Genomic DNA, 18,459 nt, shown 5'->3' with positions numbered 1-18,459 from the left:
GTGACCCGGTGGCGTGCAGGCGGGTTGACGCCGGCTCAGCCGAAGGGGTGGGGCGTGGGGGCGGCGGGCGACGCGGCGAACTGAATCAGCACCTGCAGGCACGGTTCGTCGCCGACGGTGCCGGAGAGATGCCCCGTCGTCCCGTCGATCTCGGCGGTCTCGGTGTCCTGCCCGAAGTGGATGTCTCCGGGGCCCATCTCGACGCGCGAGCCGTCCTGCGTCTCGAGGAACCAGCGCCCGCGCAGGGGGATCACCCACTGCGGATGCGGGGAGGGATGCCACTGCCCCACCCATCCCACCGGCAGCGCCGCGAAGAGCACGGCGGACACCTCGCCGGGGAACGGCCGCATCCATTGCGGATCGGCGCCGCCGCCCACGCTCTGCAGCCCGAAGCCGCGGAGCATCGACTCATCGAGCCGGCTGCGGCCGTCGACATCTGTCCACATGTGGACGAAGGGCAGTGACGGCGGAGTAGAGGCGTCGCGGCCGTCGGTGTCGAGCGGCGCGGTCGTGGTGGTGTGCATGACAGCGAGTCAACCGCGCGGCGGAGGCGCGCCGATCCCGCTTGACGTGTTCGCCGCGGCCGTCTCCTTGCGCGCCTGCCGGACCTTGACGGTGACCAGGACGGCGGCCGACGCGAGCGCCAACGCGCCTCCGCCCACCCAGAAGCTCAGCAGGGTGGACGCGTCGAGACCCGTGGACCGCAGGGCGTGCGCGGTCGGCGAGGGCGCGATGTCCGACCCGTCGATGGTCGATCGCGGCGTCGTCACGATTGCCGCGGCGGACGCGGACGTGTCGGCGGATGCCGAGGCGGCTCCGGCGCCGGCCGAGCCGCCCACCGCGAAGCAGGTCGCCAGCGCCAGCGCCAGCACGCCGCGCGTGAACGTACGTCTCACGAGTGCCTTCTTTCGAGGGGGGCCGCGACGGGAGCCGCGGTGACCTGTCGGATCTTCACACATCGTTGAGCGAAATCAATCAATTCCCCCAGTATTCCCCGGGTGAATCCGATGCACAACACACCGACCTCCGCGGAGGTCGAGGCGGCCAGGCGCCCGGCGAGAGATCGGGGGATGCACTCGGTGCCCCGGGAAACGACAGCGGGGGAAAGGCAGAAGGCCCCGGATCTCGCGATCCGGGGCCTTCTTCTTGTTGCGGGGACAGGATTTGAACCTGCGACCTCTGGGTTATGAGCCCAGCGAGCTACCGAGCTGCTCCACCCCGCGGCACAAGAGAAAACATTACGCCGAGATGAACGACATGGCAAATCCGGACGTACCTCCCGGGAGTGTCGCGTCAAGATGGGCTGGTGAGCAACACTTTCGACGATTTCGCCGACGGACGCCCGGAGAGCCCCGCGCAGCGCGCCGACCGCAACTGGAGCGAGATCCTGCAGGAGCTGCGCGTGCTGCAGACGGGTACGCAGATCCTGACCGGCTTCCTCCTGGCGCTCGCCTTCCAGTCGTCGTTCGCCGATCTGTCGCCGACGCAGCGCACGTTCTACCTCGTGCTCATCTGCCTCGCGGCCCTCAGCGCCGTGGTCGCGTTGGCGCCGGTCGCCCTGCACCGGGCGGTGTTCCATCTGCAGGTCAAACCGTCGCTCGTGGGGTTCGGACACAACGCGCTCCGCGGCGCCCTGGCCCTGGTGTCCCTTCTGCTGGTGGGTGTGGTGGTGTTCGTCTTCGACGTCGTCGTGAGCCTGAGTGCGGCCGTGACGGCCGGGGTCGTCCTCGGACTGGTGATCCTCGTACTGTGGGTCGTGGTGCCGGTGTCCGTCCGACGCCGGGGGAGGGGAACCGCACGATGAGCCACGAGACTGTCGGCGTCGCGGTGGCGCAGTTCGCGCCCGCGGCGTCGCGTGAGGCCAACCTCGCCCACATCGCGGATGCCACACGCACGGCCGCCGCGCGCGGGGCCCGTGTGGTGGTGTTCCCCGAATACTCCAGCTACTTCGTCGACCCGTTCGACGCGTCGCTCGCCGAGAACGCGGAAGATCTCGACGGGCCTTTCGTTCGGGCCCTCACCGCGCTCGCCGCCGAGCTCGACGTCGTAATGGTCGCGGGGCTGCTCGAGCGCGCCGACGACGGCCGGCGCGTGCGCAACACGGTCGTCGCGGTGGCGGGCGACGGCATCCGGGCGGTGTACCGAAAGTTGCACCTCTACGACGCCTTCGGGCAACGGGAGTCCGACTGGGTGGAGCCGGGCGAGATCGCGCCGCCCCAGACGTTCGAGACCGCGGGGCTGCGGTTCGGGCTCATGACCTGTTACGACCTGCGCTTCCCGGAGGTGGCCCGCACGCTGGCCGATGCCGCGGTCGACGTGGCACTGGTCCCCGCCGAGTGGGTCCGGGGGCCACTCAAGGAGCATCACTGGCGCACCCTCGTGCAGGCGCGGGCGATCGAGAACACCTTCTTCGTCGCCGCGGCCGACCACTCTCCGCCGCTGGGCGTGGGGCACTCGATGATCGTCGACCCGCAGGGGGTCGCGATGGCGCAGATCGGCACGTCCACCGACGTCGCGGTCGCCCACATCGACCCGGATGCCATCGCCCGCGTGCGCCGCGTGAATCCCGCACTGGCGCTGCGCCGGTTCCGCGTCACGCCGCGCTGACCGTACGGCCGACCGTTGCGGCACGCCTGGTCCGCACGGATCACCCGGTGTGCGGCCGCCGGTCTCGGCGCAGCGGTGTGCGCCGGCTGTCTACCCTCTCCGACATGACCGCAGACCTGCACACCCCTCCGACCCCGATCGAGCCGGTGCGACGCCTGCTGGCGGCGATCACGGACGGCGACCTCGAGACCGCCGCTCGGGCATTCGCCGACGGAGCGCGCATCATCCGGGTGCGGTACGCCGACGGCCGGGCCTGCGGCGGCCGGACGCTCGCGGTGGGGAGCATCGAGATCCGTGCCTGGTTGGCCGAGATCATCTCGCGCGAGGTCTCGGTAGAGGCGACCGGAAGTCATCTCGAGGGAGCATCGCTGGTCGTGAGGACCGCGTGGTCGATGCGGGGCTTCGACGGCGAGCGCGTGCACTCGTCGAGCCTCGGCGTATACGACGTCGTCGACGGGCGCATCGCGCTGCTGCGGGCGACATCGAGCGAGGAGGAGGGGACGGGTCGCCCGATCGCGCGCGTCTGAGGGAGGTCAGTCGCGCCGCATGCCGGCGAGTCGTTCCGCCGCGTCGGCGAGCACCTCCACCCGCTTGCACGCCGCGAACCGCACGAGCGTGGCGTAGCGATCGCGGTGCGCGGGCGAGACGAAGGCCGTGAGCGGGATGCCGACGACACCCGCGCGGGCGGGCAGCTCGCGGCAGAACGTGTCGGCGTCGGTGGCGCCGAGCGGGGCGGCATCCACCACCGTGAAGTAGGAGCCGCCCGGGGCGGACACCTCGAACCCCGCCGCGCGCAGGCCGGTGCCCAGCAGCGCGGCTTTGGCGGCCATCTCGGAGGCGACGGAGGCGAAGAAGGCGTCGGGCAGGCGCAGACCCACCGCGATCGCGGGCTGGAACGGCGACCCGCCGACGTAGGTGAGGAACTGCTTGACCGCCAGCACCGCCGACACCAGGTCGGCGGGCCCGGTCACCCACCCGGTCTTCCATCCCGTGAGCGAGAAGGTCTTGCCCGCCGACGAGATCGACACGGTGCGCTCGGCGGCCCCCGGCAGGGTCGCGAGGGGCACGTGGGGGCCGTCGAAGACGAGGTGCTCGTAGACCTCGTCGGTGACGATGATCGCGTCGTGACGATGCGCGAGGCGCACGATCTCGTCGAGCACCTCGCGCGTGAACACGGTGCCGGTGGGGTTGTGCGGATCGTTGACCAGGATCACGCGCGTGCGGTCGGTGACCGCGGATGCCAGCTGCGCGAGGTCGGGCTGGAAGTCGGGCCACTGCAGGGGCACCGTGACGAGCTTCGCACCCGCGAGGGCGACGCACGCGGCGTAGGAGTCGTAGTAGGGCTCGAACACCACGACCTCGTCGTCGGGCCCGTCGACGAGCGCCAGCAGTGTGGCGGCGAGCGCCTCGGTGGCTCCCACCGTCACGAGGACCTCGCGGGCGGGGTCGAGCTCGATGCCGTAGAAACGCCGCTGATGCTCGGCGACCGCGGCGAGCAGGTCGGGGTAGCCGCGTCCGGGGGCGTACTGGTTCACTCCGTCGGCGATGGCCTTCCGGGCCGCGTCGAGCACGGCCTCGGGGCCGTCTTCGTCGGGGAAGCCCTGGCCCAGGTTGAGGGCTCCGGTGGAGGCGGCGAGCGCGCTCATCTCGGCGAAGATCGTGGGGACCGAGGATCCGTCGGCGGCGAGGAGTCCTGCGCCGCGGGCGGTGCGCTGCCAGGCGCCGGGAATGTGCTGCATCCTCCCAGGATGCCGCACGGCGCGCAGCGCAAGCGGGAATGCCGTCACGGGGCGACGTGCTACACCTCGAGAGGGGCGTTCGGCGCCCCCGACCTCTCGCGGTGGCTTGCTGCGAGACCCATAGAGGCGACTCACGCTCGTCATAGGTGGCCCACAGGATCCGCGGTCATCGTAGAAGCGCCTGGAAGAAGGAGCATCCCATGAGCGACACCACGGACAACCGTCCCGAGGGTAACGACAACAGCCACAACGCTGAGGCGCCCACGTCGTCGCAGCACCACACCCCCACCCCCGCCGGCGCCGACGCCGTGCAGACCCCGGCAGCGCCCGCCGCCGCCGCGCCGCGCGCCGACGTGCCCCCGATGCCGACGCGCTCGCCCGCCGCCGCTGCGGCCGCGTGGCCTCCGCCCGCCGCGGGCAGCGCCCAGTCCGGCATCCCCGCCCACCCGGGAGCGCAGCCCGCGCACGGCGGATACGCCTCCGCCCCCTCGGGCGCCACGGCCCCCACCGGCCAGGCCTTCGGCCCCGCCGCCACCGACGCCCACCCCACGCTGACGCTGCACGACCCGGCCCCCGCCGCCCCCCGCAAGAAGAGCTCGGCGCCGCGCATCGCGGCCCTCCTCGTCGCCGCCGCCCTCGTCGGCGGTGGTGCGGGGCTGGGTGGCGCGTACGCCGGCGTCAACCTCTGGGGCGGCTCCGACGCCTCCACCGTGTCGGGGCCCACCGCGATCACGGTGAACGATCCCAACAACGTCAACGACACCGCCGCCGTGGCCTCCAAGGTCGTGCCGAGCGTCGTCACCATCAGCGCGACCGGTACCTCGGCCGGCGGGACGGGCTCGGGCGTCATCCTGAGCGCCGACGGCTACGTGCTCACCAACACGCACGTCGTCACGCTCGACGGTCAGACCGGCGACGCGAAGCTCTCGGTGACCACCTCCGACGGACGCGTCTACGCGGCCACCGTGGTCGGCACCGACCCCACCTACGACCTCGCGGTCATCAAGCTGACCGACGCCTCGGGTCTCACCCCCGTCGAGTGGGGCGACTCCTCGAAGCTCAACGTGGGCGACTCGACCACCGCGATCGGTGCTCCGCTGGGACTGTCGAACACGGTGACCACCGGCATCGTCAGCGCGCTGAACCGGTCGATCCAGGTCGCGTCGTCGGCCGCCCCCTCCGACGGATCCGACTCGCAGCAGAGCGAGCCGGGACAGGAGAGCCCGTTCCGCTTCGACTTCGGCCAGGGGCAGCAGTCGCAGTCGGCCACCTCGACGATCAAGATCGCCGTGATCCAGACCGACGCGGCCATCAACCCCGGCAACTCCGGCGGTGCGCTGGTCGACGACGAGGGCAAGCTGATCGGCATCAACGTCGCCATCGCGAGCGCCGGCGGATCGTCGGCGTCGGGCACTCAGTCGGGCAACATCGGCGTGGGCTTCTCGATCCCCTCCGACATCGCCAAGCGCATCTCCGAGGAGATCATCGACAACGGCTCCGCGACCCACGGTCTGCTGGGCGCGTCGGTGCAGGATGCCAGTGGCATCCAGGGTGCCACGACGACCGGCGCGTACGTGGCCGAGGCCGTCTCGGGCGGTGCGGCGCAGGCCGCGGGCCTGACGAAGGGCGACATCATCACGAAATTCAACGGCATCCCCGTGACGAACTCGATCGACCTCACCGCCCAGGTGCGCGCTCTCGCGTCCGGCGCGAAGGCGGAGGTCACCTACCTCCGCAACGGTCAGGAGAAGACCGCCGAGGTCACCCTGGGGACGATGACCCAGGGCTGAGCCCGGAAGACGAGACGCCACCCCGCGATAGGCTCGCGGGGTGGCGTCTTTCTCGTTCGGTGCGGGGAACGCCCGGAAACTCCGCCGCATCCCCCTGTACGTCGGCGGTCGTCTCGTCACCGCCGTCGTGCCGCGCTCCCGCGGCGAGTGGGTGTTCGGGTGCGCGGTCGGAGTCGCCGACGGAGCGCTCGCCCTCCACGCCGTCGCCGCCGCCCACGGGGAGCAGACGACCTGGCTCGTCGCCGACGCCGATCAGGCCCGCGAGGCGGAGCGCCTCGGCATCCGGTGGGTGCGGCGCGACAGCGCGGCGGGATTCTGGCGCACCGCGAGGGCCCGCGTGATCGTCGTGACGCACGGCTTCGGCGACGTGCAGCGCTACGCCACCACGGGGGCCGTGATCGTGCAGCTGTGGCACGGGATCCCGCTCAAGCGCATCGGCCTCGACTCGGCGGAGACCACCCGCAGCCCCGTGCTTCCCGGGGTGCTCTCGCCGGTGCTGCGGACGCTGTACCGGCGTGCCACCCGGCGCATCTCGCTCCTGCCGGCGGCCTCGCACCTGGTGCGCGGGCGTCTCGAGAGCGCCTTCTCGCTCATCGACGAGCGGGTGCCGGTCACCGGTGAGCCGCGGGTCGACGTGCTGTCGGCCGGCGATGCCGAGTCGCGACGCCGGGTGGCGCGCGAGCGGCTCGCGCACCTGCTCGGGATGCCGCTGGGCGAGCGCCGCGTGGTGCTCTACGCGCCCACGTGGCGCGATGGAGAGCCCGACCCGGCGGTGCCCGACGTGGGGGAGTGGGAGCGCATCGGCGCGACGCTCGATGCCGCCGACGCTCTGCTCCTGGTCCGCTCTCACCCCCTCGGCGCGGGCGATTACCGCCCTCCGCGGGACACGGACCGCATCGCCGACCTCGGCAGCGACCGCGTCGCCGACGTCACGCCGCTGCTGCCCGGACTCGACGCCCTCCTCACCGACTACTCCTCGCTCGCCTTCGACGCCTCGCTCGTCCCGCTGCCGGTGGTGTTCTTCGCCCCCGACCTCGAGGCGTACACCGCGCGGCGCGGTCTCTACGGCCGCTACGCCGACGTGGCCGGAACGGATCCGGCCCGCTCGTGGGGTGAGGCCCTCACGCAGCTCGACGCCGTGCTCGCCGACCCGACGGCGGCGCTCGCCGCCTCGCGCGAGCGCAGCGCGCGCGTGCACGCCCATCGCGACGGCCGCAACGCCGAGCGCGTGTACCGGGCCGTCCGCGCACGGCTGCGCCCCGCCCCCTCTCGGAAGGACGACCGCCCATGACCGACGCTCGCCTGTTCGACGACGCCGGGATGCCCGCGCTCGAGCTCAGCGGAGAAGGTGCGCGCCCGGCATCCGTCGTGCTCGAGGGAGCGCGGGCGCGCTCGTACGGCCGCCTGCACGGCCGCGGACGCACCTGGCGTGCCGTCGTCCCGCTGCACGTGTCGCGATGGGGCGGTGCCGATCTGCCTCTGCCCTCCGGGCGCTACCGTCTGCGCATCGAGCCAGGGGAGGCGACGGATGCCGACCCGTCGGCGTCGTCGATCGCCGAGACCGGCCTCGTGGGCCTGCGTGCCGCGCTCGACGCCGGGGTGGTGACCATCTCGGCCCCCATCGACCCGGTGTACCGGTCGGGGGAGGGGCGCGCCGCGATCGAACGGCGCTACGCCACGGGGCAGCGGGAGCCGCTCGAGAACGCGGTGTTCTTCGAGAGCTTCTACGGCCGCACCGCCGGGTGCAACCCGCTCGCGATCGACCGTGAGCTCGCGCGCGTCGCCCCGGGGGTGACGCGGTACTGGAGCGTCGTCGATCTGTCGGTCGAGGTCCCCGACGGGGCGGTCGCGGTCGTCGAGGGCAGTCCCGACTGGTGGCGGGCCCGCGGAGTCGCGCGTCTGCTCGTGGTGAACGACTGGCTCCGTCGGCGGTTCGTGCGTCGTCGCGGACAGCGCGTGCTGCAGACGTGGCACGGGACCCCGCTCAAGCGGCTCGCCCTGCATCGCCCGGGCTTCGATCCGCGTCGCGCGCTCGCCGTGGTGCGGGAGAGTCGGCGTTGGGACGTCCTGCTGGCACAGAGCCCGTATGCCGCGCGGGTGCTGAGCAAGGCCTACGCGTTCCTGGGCCGGCCGGTCTGGGTCGAGGGATACCCGCGCGATGACGCCCTGCAGAGCGACGACGGGCGCGAGACGCGGCGACGCCTCGGCATCCATCCCGAGGAGCGCGTGCTGCTGTACGCCCCGACCTGGCGCGACGATCGAGAGCGCATCGTCGACTTCGTCGATCCGTCCGCTCTCGCGCGGGCGGCCGACGCCGTCGTGCTCGTGCGCGGGCACACGCGCACGCTGCAGCCGGGTGCCGACCTCGATGGTCCCCGGGTCATCGACGTCACCGGCTACCCCGATACGTCGCGCCTGCTCGCCGCCGCGGACGCCCTCGTCACGGATTACTCGTCGGTGATGTTCGATTTCGCCGTCACGGGCAAGCCCCTGTATTTCCTCGTCCCCGACCTCGAGCGCTACCGGGGCGAGATGCGCGGGTTCTACTTCGATCTGCTCGACCTGGCTCCGGGACCCGTGGTGCGCACGCAGCGCGACCTGGAGCGGGCGTTGAACGATGTGGATCCATCGATCTTCGCCGAGCGGTACGCCCGGTGGAGAGCCCTCTTCGTGCCGCGCGATGACGGTCGCGCCGCCGAGCGCGTCGTGGCGCGGATCCTCGATCAGGGATTCGTCGACCGCGGCTGACGTGCGCGGCCCGCGCGGTCAGGCGGCCGCGAGCAGCTGTACCCGGTGCGCGTCCTCCTGCTGCTGCCAGGTTTCGGCGTTGAGCAGGAGTCCCGACGACATCGAGGCCTGATCGGCGAGCTGTCGGAGGTAGCCGCCCGACAGGGGAGCGGAGGCGGCGGATGCGAACTGGAAGCGCATCGAGATCGACGGCTGGATCCACAACGTCGTGCGGGCGTGCCCGCCGGCGGTGTCGGTCCACGTGATCGTGAAGGATTCGCCGCGACGAAGCTTGGTCGTCAGGACGACCTGCAGGTACTGCAGCAAGCGGTCGTCGATCTGGATCGGCTGCGTGTCGGCGCTGTAGAAGAGGGTGCCCATGGGGTGCTCTCGGGGAGCGGGTTCGTCAGAGGAAAAGGGACAGCACGACGGCGGCGCTGAGGCCCGAGGTCGCGATGCTGGCCCAGACGACGATCGTCGTCAGCCGCGCGGTCGACACGGCGCTCGGGCTCGGGACGAAGGTGGAACGGTGCCGCAGCGGTGCGGTGGTGAGGGCGGTGGTGGTCATCGGTACGTTCCCTTCTTCGTGCGGGTGGGGTGGTCAACCCCGGTGATCAGTAGCCTAGCATCTAATTAAGCGCGTTAAACATCATGTGGACGAACATTCACCAAAGATGACAGTCATTCGAGAAACCTTCTCCTGTTGGCTATAGTGACGGGATGCGTCGAGTCGAGGAGGGGGAGCCGATGACACCGCGAATCGACGAGTCCTCGCCCCTGATGGAGGCGCTCACCGCCTACTCCCGCGAGCGCGAGGCGGCGGCCGCCAAGGCCCGCAAGCAACTCGGCGTGAACGAGCTCGACGCGAAGGCCCTCGCGATCGTCGGGGCTCGCCCGGGGATGCGTCCGTCGGAACTCGCCGCCACCCTCGGCGTCACGTCGGCCGGAATCACCACGATGGTGGAACGCCTCGTGCGGCGGGGCATCCTCCGGCGCGAGGCGGATGACAGCGACCGTCGCGTGAACCACATCCACCTCGCGGTCGATCTCGAGAAGGAGCCGTGGTCGCAGCTCGCGCGCTTCGACGACGCCTGCCGACGCATCATCGGCAGTCTCGACGCGCAGATCGAACGCGACCTGGCCGATTTTCTGACGAAGACCACGGCTGCGGCGACCGAGGAAGTGGAGCGCGTCGACGCCGAGGCCGACGCGTCCGCTGCGGCCTGACTTTCTTTCAGGCGCCGGGCGTTCCGTCGAGGCGGCCCCGTCTGCGGGCCCGTGACGATCGGGCGTCAGGGCAGAGGGGTGTTGCGACCGTCGAGACGCGAGGTGTCGACCGTGTCGTGGGCGCCGCGGACGAGCGCCCACAGGAAGCCCGCTCCCCACGAGACGTGCATCGACGGGAGCACGGCTGCTGTCCACGCCTTGTCGCGCCAACCGCGGCCTCCGGCGCGGCCGAGCGCCCCAATGGCGACGAGCGCCGCGTACGCCGCCACGGGCAGATGCAGCACCGTGAGTCGGCCGGGGCGACGTCGGGCGATCTGGGCGATCCCCGCCACCAGGGAGACCAGCGTCGCGACCAGCAGCGCCGGGGGAGCGAAAAAGCGCAGCGGCGTGCGCCGCGGGTAGCGCCGCACGAGCTCGCCGCGCCAGGCGCCGGTCGCACGGAACTGCCGGACCAGGCGGGTCCAGCTCTCACGCGGCCAGTAGACGACCGACAGGGCCGGATCGAACCACACGCGATAGCCCGCGCGACGGATGCGGAGGTTCAGCTCCCAGTCCTCCCCGCGCCGGATGCTCTCGTCGAACAGCCCGACCTCCTCGAGCACGCTGCGGCGCATGACCCCGAGGTACGCCGATTCGGCCGACCCCTCGGCGCCGCCGCTGTGGTACGCCCCGCCACCGAGTCCGACGCGGGAGTTGTAGGCGCGGGCGACCGCTCGCTGGAACGGTGACCGGCCGTCGGCGCGCATCACCCCGCCGACATTCGCGGCTCGCACGCGGCGCAGGGTGTCGAGGGCGCGGCGGGTGTATCCCGGTGACAACTCCGAGTGCGCATCGACCCGCACGATCGTCGGGTACCGGCTCGTGCGGATGGCGAGGTTCAGTCCCACCGGGATGTCGGCCGCGGGATTGTCGACGAGGACGATGCGCTCGTCGGCATCCGCCAGCTCCTTCGCGATCGCGTCGGTGCCGTCCGTGGAGGGCCCGAGCGCGAGCACCAGCTCCACCGGTCCCGGGACGTCCTGGGAGAGAGTGGATGCCACGGCCCGGCGCAGATACCTCTGCTCGTTCAGCACGGGCATGACGAAGCTCACGCCGGCATCGTCGGGGGGAACGGGCGCGTCTCTTCCGCCGGGGGTCGGGAGGGGCATCCGTCGATCCTGTCATGCGAGCCTGGCCGGTACCCTGGAACGATGCCTCTCGCCCGCGACGCCCAGCTGGCCGTGGGGCTGCTGCGCAAAGCCCTCGCCACCCGAAATGCCCGCCGCGACCTGCGCCGCGCCCTCGACGCGCGCGGTCCGCTGCCCGCCGGGCGCTTCACGATCGCGGTCTACTTCGCCGACGGCGCGGTGAACATGTACCAGATGCGCCAGTGGTACGCGCCCCTGCGGGAACTGGCGAAGACCTGGCCGGTCGTGGTCATCAGCCGAGCGATCCGCGGCGCGGACGCCCTGCTGAAGGATGACGCGCTCCCCATCGCCTACGCCCCCACCGTCGGCGCGGTGGAGGAGGTGCTCGCGGAGCAGGACATCCGCGTCGTGCTCTACGTCAACCAGAACACCCGCAACTTCCAGATGTTCCGGTACGGGCATCGGTGGCACGTCTTCATCAACCACGGTGAGAGCGACAAGATGTACATGTCGACGAACCAGTACAAGGCCTACGACTACGCCTTCGTCGCGGGAGACGCGGCTCGCGCCCGCCTCTCGCGTGTGCTGTGGGACTACGACCTCGACCGCCGCACGTTCTCGATCGGCCGCCCGCAGGCCGACCACTACTCCGGCGACCTGCCGTACGAGCCCGACAACCGCACGGTCGTGCTGTACGCGCCCACCTGGGAGGGCGACCGTCCCTCCGCGCACTACGGCTCGATCGTCACGCACGGAGAGACCCTCGTGAAGGCCCTGCTCGCCACGGGGCGCCACCGCGTCATCTATCGCCCGCACCCCCGCTCGGGAGTGGTGGATGCCGCCTACGGCGCGGCGAACGCGCGGATCGTGTCCGCGCTCGCGGCGGCCAACGCCGCCGATCCCGGCGCGCGCCACGTCCACGACACGGGCGCCGAGCTCGGCTGGCAGCTCGCCGCGGCCGACTTGGCGATCGTCGACATCTCGGCGATGGTCTACGACCGGCTCGCGGTCGGCAGGCCCCTGATGATCACGCGGCCCCTCGACCCCGAGGCCCTCGTCGACGACAGCGGTTACCTGTCGGACTGCGAGTGGTTGGATGCCCCGGCATCCGGGTCGATCGTGGCCGAGGCCGACCGGGTGCTGGGGGACCCCGACGCGGTCGGGCGGCTCGAGCACTGGGTGCGTCACTACTTCGGCGACACCACCCCCGGAGCCGCCACCGCCCGCTTCGAGGCCGCGATCGGCGAGCTGATGCAGCGGTGGGAGCAGTGGCACGCCGACTCGACCGGCTGAGCGCGCGCGGCGAATGTCGCTGAGCCCGTCGAAGGGCCCGAGACCCGCGGCGCACCGGAGGTCCCTGAGCCTGTCGAAGGGTCCGGGACCCGCTGCGTCTACGGGCTCAGCCCCCTCGCGACACCGTCAGGTGAGGGGAGCCAGGCGTCCGATCGCGGCGAGCGGGATGCCCACCCAGTCGGGGCGGTTCCGCGTCTCGTAGATCGCCTCGTACACGGCCTTGTCGAGTTCGAACGCCGCGAGCAGGGCGTCGTCGACCGCGCGGTCGGGTCCCGCCGTCTCGGCGTATCCCGCGAGGAACGCCTGCTGGGCGGCGATGACCCACGCGCGCACCGCGGCACCGTCGTCGTCGGCGACCGCGCCCGAGACGTAGTCGAATGAGCGCAGCATTCCCGCGACGTCGCGGACGGCGACGTCGGGCTGCAGGCGCTCGGCGATGGGCCGTAACGGCTCGCCCTCGAAGTCGAGCAGCACCCACCCGTTCGCGGCCGTGTCGAGCACCTGCCCGAGGTGCAGGTCACCGTGCACGCGCTGCAGCGCGGGCCAGGGGGCGGCCGCCGCCACGGCGTAGACCTCCCGGATGCGGTCGGCGTAGGGGTCAAGCGCGGGGACCTCGGCGAGGGCGATCGACAGCCGTCGCTCCCATGCGCCGGCCACGGCCGCTCGGTCGGCGTCGTCGGGCTCCCGCGTCGGGAACTGCGCGGCGAGGGCCACGTGCATCCCGGCGACGCTCGCGCCGAGCGCGTGCGCCCGAGCGGCGAAGTCCTCATCGGCGGCCGCGGCGTCCAGCGCCACCCGCCACGCGTCCTCGACGCCGGCGAAGAACTCCTGCGCGAACGCCAGCGATCCGCTGACGGGCACGCCCTCGGGCGTCACCCACGATCCGCGGACTTCGCCGATCGCGGCGGGGACGAAGGCCGCACCGCCCGCGGCCAGCGCCGACTGCAGCTCCACGTCGGGGTTGATGCCGGGGTTCACCTGGCGGAAGAGCTTGCAGATGACCGGGATGCCGGCGTCCTGCGCGTCCGCTTCCGCGCCGTCCGCCGTGGCGGGACGGAAGATGAGCGACGTGTTCGACTGCTCCCCGCTGAGGACCTTCGCCGTCGCGCGCGGGGCCGGGACCCGGGGGCCGGGGGAGGCGAGGGCGATGCCGAGGAATCCGTTCTCGGGTGTTCCGACCTCCCCGCCGACGGTCACCCAGGAGTACAGCTGATCGGTGAAGCCGGGGTCGGTGGTGGCATCGGCCCACACGTCGTCATCGGAGGCGGGGCCGATCAGGCTGCCGGGAGGCACGGATCCCTCGGGGCGCCGCGCGACCGGTACCTGGTAGACGATCGCGGGCTGCACCGCCTCGTCGCGGACGAGGAGGAGTCGCGTGTCGGCGTCGAGCGTCCAGTCGGCGACGACGGTGAGCCGAGGATCGCGGCCCTTCGTGCCGTACCAGCGCTGACGCGGCATCCAGACCGCGAGGAGATCGAGGAGGTCGCCCATGCGGCGAGGCTAACGCGCCCGCCGCCGCGACACGCGGGCCTTGCGCCGGTGCGGGTGTCGATGAGATGAGAGGGGCATCCGGTGGCGGTCGGGCGGCGATGCCGTCAGTCGAGCGCTGTATCGCCACCGGCGTCGGCGTGGGTCTCGGCTGTTGCGGCTCTCCGGCGCCGCGGGAGCGCCCCGCGAGCGGCGGATCCGGTCCTGCGTCCGGCGCCGGCGACCGCGGCGGCGAGCGCATCCCCCACGCGGCGCACGCCTCCGACCGCGGTCCTCTCGGGGCACTCGGTTCCCGGGCGCGGTTCGAGGTCGGTCGGGAGGACGAGCGGCGGGGCGCCGAACGCGCGGCGGGCGGTGACGAGAACCCGGCGTCCGAGGACGTGGTTGCCGGCTCCGCCGACGACGGCGCCCACGCCGAAGGGGAGGGCCTTGCCGACCCAGGACGCGCCGCCGCGAGTGGCGAACTGGCGGACGAACATGGTCTTGAGCCGGTCGACGAGCGGTCCGACGGCCGCGCGCGGCAGGGTCTTCGTGAGCGTCTCGCCCCACGAGCCGGAGCGTGTCGTTCCGCGACCGTCACCCTGCCGGGCGAGCTGCGCGACGAGGTCGACGCCCTCCTTGCCGAGCAGGAGGGCGAGCACGAGGGCGCGGGCGCGGTCGGGGTCGTCGACGGCGACGCCGTGCACCTCGGCGACCGACTGCGCGTAGAGCGCCGTCGCTTCCAGGAACCCGAGGGTCTCCACGCCGCTGAGGGCGAGGGTCACCCCGGTTCCGATACCCGGGACGACAGCGGTCGCCCCCACCGCTGCGCCGCCCGTCGTGACCGCGGCCAGGTAGCGACGCTCGAGGATCCTCAGGATCTCGCCCACCGCGGCATCCGGATGCCGCAAGCGGATGCTCCGCAGGTGCGCGAGCACGACGGGTCGCTGCACCGACAGCACGCGGTCGAGCAGGCGGATGACCTGCGGGTGCTCCTCCGACCCCGCGGGAGGCAGTCCCCCCTGCCAGGGGGCGTCCGACGGGAGGGAGTGGATGCGGTGCACCTTCTCGGCCATGCGCTCATCCTCTCCCGCTGGGCTGAGCGGTGGGCGAGAGCTCTCGCGTGCGCCGGGGAGATCGGGGCCGACCTGCGGGGCGCTCGGCTCGCGGCGGGTTCAGACGAAGAGGTTCGCGCGCTCGAGATCCTCGGCGAAGTCGACCTCGACCGCATACAGGTCGGAGATGTCGAGGGGTTCCACGCGCACGCCGTCCTCGGCGATGGCCAGTTCGAGGCCGCGCTCGAAGTAATCCTGGTCGTCGACCCGCTGCAGGTGGCGCTGCAGCGTCTTCTTGTCGCGCGAGGAGATGTAGTTGATGCCCACGGCCTCGCCGATGCCGCCGACGACGACCTTCGACAGCTGGTGGATGAAGCCCTCGGCATCCACCGTGTACTTGACCTCTTCGTCGCTCACCTTGGCGGTGTCGACCGTGACGAACGAGCGGTCGTCGGCGACCAGGCGCGCGGCGCGACGGAGGACGAGGGGGTCGAACACGACGTCGCCGTTCATCCAGAGAACGCCGCCGCGGCCCGTCTTGGCGAGGGCGCGGAGCAGGCTCTTCGACGTGTTGGTCTGGTCGTAGCGGTCGTTGTAGACGTAGTCGACCCGGGGGAAGGCATCGACGATGGTCTCTGCGCGGTATCCGACCACCGTGGTGATGCGCGCGTCGGCGCCGAAGGCCGCGTGGATGTTGTCGTGCTGCTGCTGCATGATGCTGCGGCCGTCCGCGAGGGGCGTCAGCGGTTTCGGCAGGCTGCGGCCGAGGCGCGAGCCCATGCCCGCGGCGAGGATCACGATCTGGACTGTCAAGGCTGGCTCCTGGGGGGATGAGTCGTCATGTCCGGTTCACCGGAATGTCACGCCTTCGTGTTCCATCAACAGTAGCGAGGGGGGCCTCGAAGGTGGCATGATTCGCGCCGGTCGTTGTGGTTTCGTGATGCCGGTGGATCGCTGCGCCGCGCGACCAGCCTGCGGGCGGTGTCGGAGGACGTTGATAGTTTGGTGCGATGACAGCCTCGCTGCCGGAATCGCCTGAACCGTCCTCTTCCTCCGCCGAGGGTGGTTCGGAGAGCGTCGAACCTTCTGCGTCGACGCCGGCGAAGCCGCGCACGCCGCGGGCTCCGCGCACCTCCACCCCGCGCACGACCACGCCTCGGACCACGACGCCGCGGACGCCCCGGCGGGCGCCGGGCTCCGCCGCGTCCGCGACGGCGGGCGACGCCGTCGAGAGCGCCGACGAGTCCGCGTCCCCCGCGCCGAAGCCGCGCACGCCGCGGGCCCCGCGCGCAAGCGGTTCCGCGACGACCGCTTCGTCGCCGCGCACGCCCGCCGCGAAGAAGCCCGCCGCGTCCAAGACCGCCGCGGCGAAGACCACCGTGTCCAAGACCACCGCAGCGAAGACCACCACCGCGAAGACCACCGCGGCCAAGCCCCCCGCCGCGAAGCCCGCGGCGAAGCGTCCGGCGGCGAAGAAGCCCGCCACGCCTCGAGCATCGGCCTCCGCCGCGCCGACGTCCGCGTCCACCCATCCGACCGAGCAGCCGAACACGGCGGCGGATGCCGCTCTGCAAACGCCGGGAGAGGGTGTCGCCGCCCCGGCCGCCGCGAGCGAGACCGTGACGCCGGTCGCCTTCCCCGCTGACATCGTGGTGCCCCCGCGTCCGCCGCTGCCCGCTCCTGCCGCGAGCACCGTCTCCTCTGACACGATCGCCGACCCGGCGGCCCCCGTCGACGAGTCCGCCGACGCGGAACCGTCGGCGGACTCGGATGCCGGTGCGTCGATGCCCGCGGAGGGTTCGGCGGACGCCGACTCGTCGGCACCTGCGGGCGCTGATCCCGCACCGAACTCCGAAGACGCGGCGCCGGCGGACGCATCCGCCGCCGCCGACACCGGAGAGGCCGCGTCCACGGACGCGGATGTCGCCGCGGATGCCGCCGCGCCCGTCGACCCCACCCCTGCCGACGTCGCCGCGGAGGAGCCCGTCGTCGAGCAGCCGGTCGATGCGGAACCCATCAGCGCTGAGCCCGCCGCGACGGAGGCCGTCGACGGCGAGCACGCCGGTGACGAAGCCGTCGACGCCGATCTCGGCGGCGCGGAGCCGGGTGGGGCAGAACCGCCCGCCGGCCCCGCTGTGCCGACGTCATCCGGCGACGGCACAGGCGCCGCCGATGAGCTCAACAATGTCGACACGCCCGGGGAGGAGGACGACACCGCCTCGACCGACGCGCCCACCCGCCTCCTCGACACCCCGCAGGTTCCCGCGGGAGAGGCCGCCGAGGGCGAGGATCCCACGCCTCCCGAGGTCCGTGTCGAGGAGCTGACCGTCGACGAGACGCCGGACGCCCCCGTGCACGCCCCGAGTGCCGAGGAGCGGATCCTCGACGCGGACGAGCCCGGCGTCGACGAGTCCGGAGACGCCCGGCCCGGAGCCGACGAGCCCGCGACCGACGACCAGGGCGCCGACGACGCGGCGACCCACGGCCCCGCGCCGGACGTTTCGGGGACCGACGTCTCCGCGACGGACGTCTCCGCGACGGACGTCTCCGCGACGGACGTCTCCGCCGCCGACGTCTCCGCGACGGACGACCCCGACCTCGCGCTCGCCGCCGACACCGCCGTGATCGCCGACCGCCCGGCCGCCGAGGTCGACCCCGATGCCGTTCCCGTGTTGAGCCTGCGCAACGTGACGAAGTCGTTCGGGGAGCTCCGCGCGGTCGACGCCATCGACCTGACGGTGCCCGCCGGCTCGTTCTACGGCCTGGTCGGCCCCAACGGCGCGGGGAAGACCACCACGCTGTCGATCATCGCCGGACTCCTGCGCGCCGACTCCGGCGCGGTCTCGATCAACGGCGTCGACGCGACGAAGCGCTCGCGCGAGGCGAAGAAGCTCATCGGGGTCCTGCCCGATCGTCTGCGCACCTTCGACCGTCTCACGGGGCGCCAGCTGCTGTCGTACTACGGTGCCCTCCGCGGGCTGCCCGCCCCCCTCGTCGAGAGCCGCACGACCGATCTGGCCCGTGCGTTCGACCTCGTCGACGCGCTGGCCCGTCCCGTGTCGGACTACTCGGCCGGTATGACCAAGAAGGTCATGCTGGCCGGAGCGATGATCCATTCGCCGCGCCTGCTCGTGCTCGACGAGCCCTTCGAGGCCGTCGATCCCGTGTCGAGCGGCGTCATCCTCGACATCCTCGGGTCGTACGTCGATCACGGCGGAACGGTGATCCTCTCCAGCCACGGCATGGAGCTCGTCGAACGCGTCTGCTCGCGGGTGGCCGTGATCGTGTCGGGTCAGGTGCTCGCCGAGGGCACCGTCGACGAGGTGCGCGGCGAGGCGAGCCTGGAAGAGCGCTACCTCGAGCTGGCCGGCGGCCTCGGCGACGTGGAGGGCCTCGAGTGGTTGCACACGTTCTCCGCCTGAGACTG

19 protein-coding genes and 1 tRNA gene are annotated in these 18,459 nt (G+C 72.3%); 9 read left to right on the top strand and 11 right to left on the bottom strand.

The features are described 5' to 3' along the window. Positions 1-35: 35 nt before the first annotated feature. The 3 genes from ACFZA2_RS12055 to ACFZA2_RS12045 form a co-directional block, all read right to left on the bottom strand. Positions 36-524: a hypothetical protein gene (locus ACFZA2_RS12055; RefSeq protein ID WP_391404925.1), complete on the bottom strand. Its 489-nt coding sequence runs from the start codon at positions 522-524 to the stop codon at positions 36-38. Positions 525-533: 9 nt separating this feature from the next. Continuing rightward, complete coding sequence (locus tag ACFZA2_RS12050) at positions 534-896, bottom strand: hypothetical protein (RefSeq protein WP_391404922.1); 363 nt, start codon at positions 894-896, stop codon at positions 534-536. A gap of 253 nt (positions 897-1,149) precedes the next feature. After that, positions 1,150-1,223: transfer RNA gene (locus tag ACFZA2_RS12045), tRNA-Met, on the bottom strand. Between the two features lie 83 nt (positions 1,224-1,306). On the opposite strand from ACFZA2_RS12045, the gene ACFZA2_RS12040 reads away from it, so the two are divergent. The 3 genes from ACFZA2_RS12040 (at position 1,307) to ACFZA2_RS12030 (ending at position 3,134) form a co-directional block, all read left to right on the top strand. Beyond that, a complete protein-coding gene (locus ACFZA2_RS12040; RefSeq protein ID WP_391404919.1) occupies positions 1,307-1,804 on the top strand; it encodes a DUF6328 family protein in 498 nt (165 codons plus the stop codon). Next, complete coding sequence (locus ACFZA2_RS12035) at positions 1,801-2,607, top strand: carbon-nitrogen hydrolase family protein (protein ID WP_391404916.1); 807 nt, start codon at positions 1,801-1,803, stop codon at positions 2,605-2,607. Before ACFZA2_RS12040 ends, ACFZA2_RS12035 begins: the two co-directional genes overlap by 4 nt. A gap of 104 nt (positions 2,608-2,711) precedes the next feature. Beyond that, entirely contained in the window at positions 2,712-3,134 is a 423-nt protein-coding gene (locus ACFZA2_RS12030) for a nuclear transport factor 2 family protein (RefSeq protein ID WP_391404913.1), read from the top strand. Between the two features lie 6 nt (positions 3,135-3,140). Here the strand turns inward: ACFZA2_RS12030 and ACFZA2_RS12025 are convergent, their stop codons facing one another. Beyond that, a complete protein-coding gene (locus ACFZA2_RS12025; RefSeq protein ID WP_391404910.1) occupies positions 3,141-4,346 on the bottom strand; it encodes an aminotransferase class I/II-fold pyridoxal phosphate-dependent enzyme in 1,206 nt (401 codons plus the stop codon). A gap of 200 nt (positions 4,347-4,546) precedes the next feature. On the opposite strand from ACFZA2_RS12025, the gene ACFZA2_RS12020 reads away from it, so the two are divergent. The 3 genes from ACFZA2_RS12020 to ACFZA2_RS12010 are packed head-to-tail and all read left to right on the top strand — an operon-like array spanning position 4,547 to position 8,884. After that, on the top strand, positions 4,547-6,136 hold the full coding sequence (locus ACFZA2_RS12020) for a S1C family serine protease (RefSeq protein ID WP_391404907.1): 1,590 nt from the start codon (positions 4,547-4,549) through the stop codon (positions 6,134-6,136). A 40-nt stretch (positions 6,137-6,176) separates the two neighbouring features. Then, positions 6,177-7,427, top strand: a complete 1,251-nt coding sequence (locus tag ACFZA2_RS12015) for a CDP-glycerol glycerophosphotransferase family protein (RefSeq protein WP_391404904.1) — start codon at positions 6,177-6,179, stop codon at positions 7,425-7,427. After that, positions 7,424-8,884 (top strand): CDP-glycerol glycerophosphotransferase family protein, encoded by a 1,461-nt coding sequence (locus ACFZA2_RS12010; RefSeq protein ID WP_391404901.1) that lies wholly within the window; start codon positions 7,424-7,426, stop codon positions 8,882-8,884. Before ACFZA2_RS12015 ends, ACFZA2_RS12010 begins: the two co-directional genes overlap by 4 nt. Positions 8,885-8,902: 18 nt before the next feature. On the opposite strand, the gene ACFZA2_RS12005 is transcribed toward ACFZA2_RS12010, so the two are convergent. Both ACFZA2_RS12005 and ACFZA2_RS12000 read right to left on the bottom strand, forming a co-directional pair. Further along, positions 8,903-9,244, bottom strand: a complete 342-nt coding sequence (locus ACFZA2_RS12005; RefSeq protein ID WP_391404898.1) for a hypothetical protein — start codon at positions 9,242-9,244, stop codon at positions 8,903-8,905. A 25-nt stretch (positions 9,245-9,269) separates the two neighbouring features. Next, positions 9,270-9,431, bottom strand: a complete 162-nt coding sequence (locus tag ACFZA2_RS12000) for a hypothetical protein (RefSeq protein ID WP_363579357.1) — start codon at positions 9,429-9,431, stop codon at positions 9,270-9,272. 179 nt (positions 9,432-9,610) lie between these two features. Here ACFZA2_RS12000 and ACFZA2_RS11995 point away from each other — a divergent pair, with 179 nt between their 5' ends. Further along, positions 9,611-10,090 carry a MarR family winged helix-turn-helix transcriptional regulator gene (locus tag ACFZA2_RS11995; RefSeq protein WP_391404894.1) on the top strand — a complete coding sequence of 160 codons (480 nt, stop codon included), beginning with the start codon at positions 9,611-9,613 and terminating at the stop codon, positions 10,088-10,090. A gap of 65 nt (positions 10,091-10,155) precedes the next feature. On the opposite strand, the gene ACFZA2_RS11990 is transcribed toward ACFZA2_RS11995, so the two are convergent. Next, on the bottom strand, positions 10,156-11,238 hold the full coding sequence (locus tag ACFZA2_RS11990; protein WP_391404891.1) for a glycosyltransferase family 2 protein: 1,083 nt from the start codon (positions 11,236-11,238) through the stop codon (positions 10,156-10,158). Between the two features lie 42 nt (positions 11,239-11,280). Between ACFZA2_RS11990 and ACFZA2_RS11985 the strand changes: the two genes are divergently transcribed. Beyond that, positions 11,281-12,510 carry a CDP-glycerol glycerophosphotransferase family protein gene (locus ACFZA2_RS11985; protein WP_391404888.1) on the top strand — a complete coding sequence of 410 codons (1,230 nt, stop codon included), beginning with the start codon at positions 11,281-11,283 and terminating at the stop codon, positions 12,508-12,510. Between the two features lie 126 nt (positions 12,511-12,636). Here the strand turns inward: ACFZA2_RS11985 and ACFZA2_RS11980 are convergent, their stop codons facing one another. The 4 genes from ACFZA2_RS11980 to ACFZA2_RS11965 all read right to left on the bottom strand — a co-directional run bounded on the left by ACFZA2_RS11980 (position 12,637) and on the right by ACFZA2_RS11965 (position 16,443). Beyond that, on the bottom strand, positions 12,637-14,001 hold the full coding sequence (locus tag ACFZA2_RS11980) for an aminoglycoside phosphotransferase (protein ID WP_391404885.1): 1,365 nt from the start codon (positions 13,999-14,001) through the stop codon (positions 12,637-12,639). A gap of 104 nt (positions 14,002-14,105) precedes the next feature. After that, positions 14,106-15,053, bottom strand: a complete 948-nt coding sequence (locus ACFZA2_RS11975) for a hypothetical protein (protein ID WP_391404882.1) — start codon at positions 15,051-15,053, stop codon at positions 14,106-14,108. Positions 15,054-15,152: 99 nt separating this feature from the next. Next, the gene (locus ACFZA2_RS11970; protein ID WP_363392067.1) at positions 15,153-15,845 is read right to left on the bottom strand and encodes a phosphocholine cytidylyltransferase family protein; all 693 of its coding nucleotides are present in this window, start codon (positions 15,843-15,845) and stop codon (positions 15,153-15,155) included. A gap of 25 nt (positions 15,846-15,870) precedes the next feature. Then, positions 15,871-16,443, bottom strand: coding sequence for a hypothetical protein (locus tag ACFZA2_RS11965; protein ID WP_391404879.1), 573 nt, complete (start codon positions 16,441-16,443; stop codon positions 15,871-15,873). Between ACFZA2_RS11965 and ACFZA2_RS11960 the strand changes: the two genes are divergently transcribed. Then, positions 16,412-18,454: an ATP-binding cassette domain-containing protein gene (locus tag ACFZA2_RS11960; RefSeq protein WP_391404876.1), complete on the top strand. Its 2,043-nt coding sequence runs from the start codon at positions 16,412-16,414 to the stop codon at positions 18,452-18,454. The genes ACFZA2_RS11965 and ACFZA2_RS11960 overlap by 32 nt on opposite strands. The last annotated feature ends 5 nt before the right edge of the window (positions 18,455-18,459 follow it).

Origin of the sequence: Microbacterium sp. NPDC007973, from assembly GCF_042958465.1 — a bacterium.
Taxonomy (GTDB): Bacteria; Actinomycetota; Actinomycetes; order Actinomycetales; family Microbacteriaceae; genus Microbacterium; species Microbacterium galbum.
The sequence above is the reverse complement of the archived record's forward strand: the minus strand, read 5'-3'. Positions and strand labels throughout refer to the sequence as shown.

Excerpts from the sequence above, each read along its gene's own strand:
- ACFZA2_RS12055 (WP_391404925.1), bottom strand. The coding sequence starts at position 524 with ATGCACACCACCACGACCGCGCCGCTCGACACCGACGGCCGCGACGCC.
- ACFZA2_RS12035 (WP_391404916.1), top strand. The coding sequence starts at position 1,801 with ATGAGCCACGAGACTGTCGGCGTCGCGGTGGCGCAGTTCGCGCCCGCG.
- ACFZA2_RS12030 (WP_391404913.1), top strand. The coding sequence starts at position 2,712 with ATGACCGCAGACCTGCACACCCCTCCGACCCCGATCGAGCCGGTGCGA.
- ACFZA2_RS12025 (WP_391404910.1), bottom strand. The coding sequence starts at position 4,346 with ATGCAGCACATTCCCGGCGCCTGGCAGCGCACCGCCCGCGGCGCAGGA.
- ACFZA2_RS12020 (WP_391404907.1), top strand. The coding sequence starts at position 4,547 with ATGAGCGACACCACGGACAACCGTCCCGAGGGTAACGACAACAGCCAC.
- ACFZA2_RS12010 (WP_391404901.1), top strand. The coding sequence starts at position 7,424 with ATGACCGACGCTCGCCTGTTCGACGACGCCGGGATGCCCGCGCTCGAG.
- ACFZA2_RS12005 (WP_391404898.1), bottom strand. The coding sequence starts at position 9,244 with ATGGGCACCCTCTTCTACAGCGCCGACACGCAGCCGATCCAGATCGAC.
- ACFZA2_RS12000 (WP_363579357.1), bottom strand. The coding sequence starts at position 9,431 with ATGACCACCACCGCCCTCACCACCGCACCGCTGCGGCACCGTTCCACC.
- ACFZA2_RS11995 (WP_391404894.1), top strand. The coding sequence starts at position 9,611 with ATGACACCGCGAATCGACGAGTCCTCGCCCCTGATGGAGGCGCTCACC.
- ACFZA2_RS11990 (WP_391404891.1), bottom strand. The coding sequence starts at position 11,238 with ATGCCCCTCCCGACCCCCGGCGGAAGAGACGCGCCCGTTCCCCCCGAC.
- ACFZA2_RS11985 (WP_391404888.1), top strand. The coding sequence starts at position 11,281 with ATGCCTCTCGCCCGCGACGCCCAGCTGGCCGTGGGGCTGCTGCGCAAA.
- ACFZA2_RS11980 (WP_391404885.1), bottom strand. The coding sequence starts at position 14,001 with ATGGGCGACCTCCTCGATCTCCTCGCGGTCTGGATGCCGCGTCAGCGC.
- ACFZA2_RS11975 (WP_391404882.1), bottom strand. The coding sequence starts at position 15,053 with ATGGCCGAGAAGGTGCACCGCATCCACTCCCTCCCGTCGGACGCCCCC.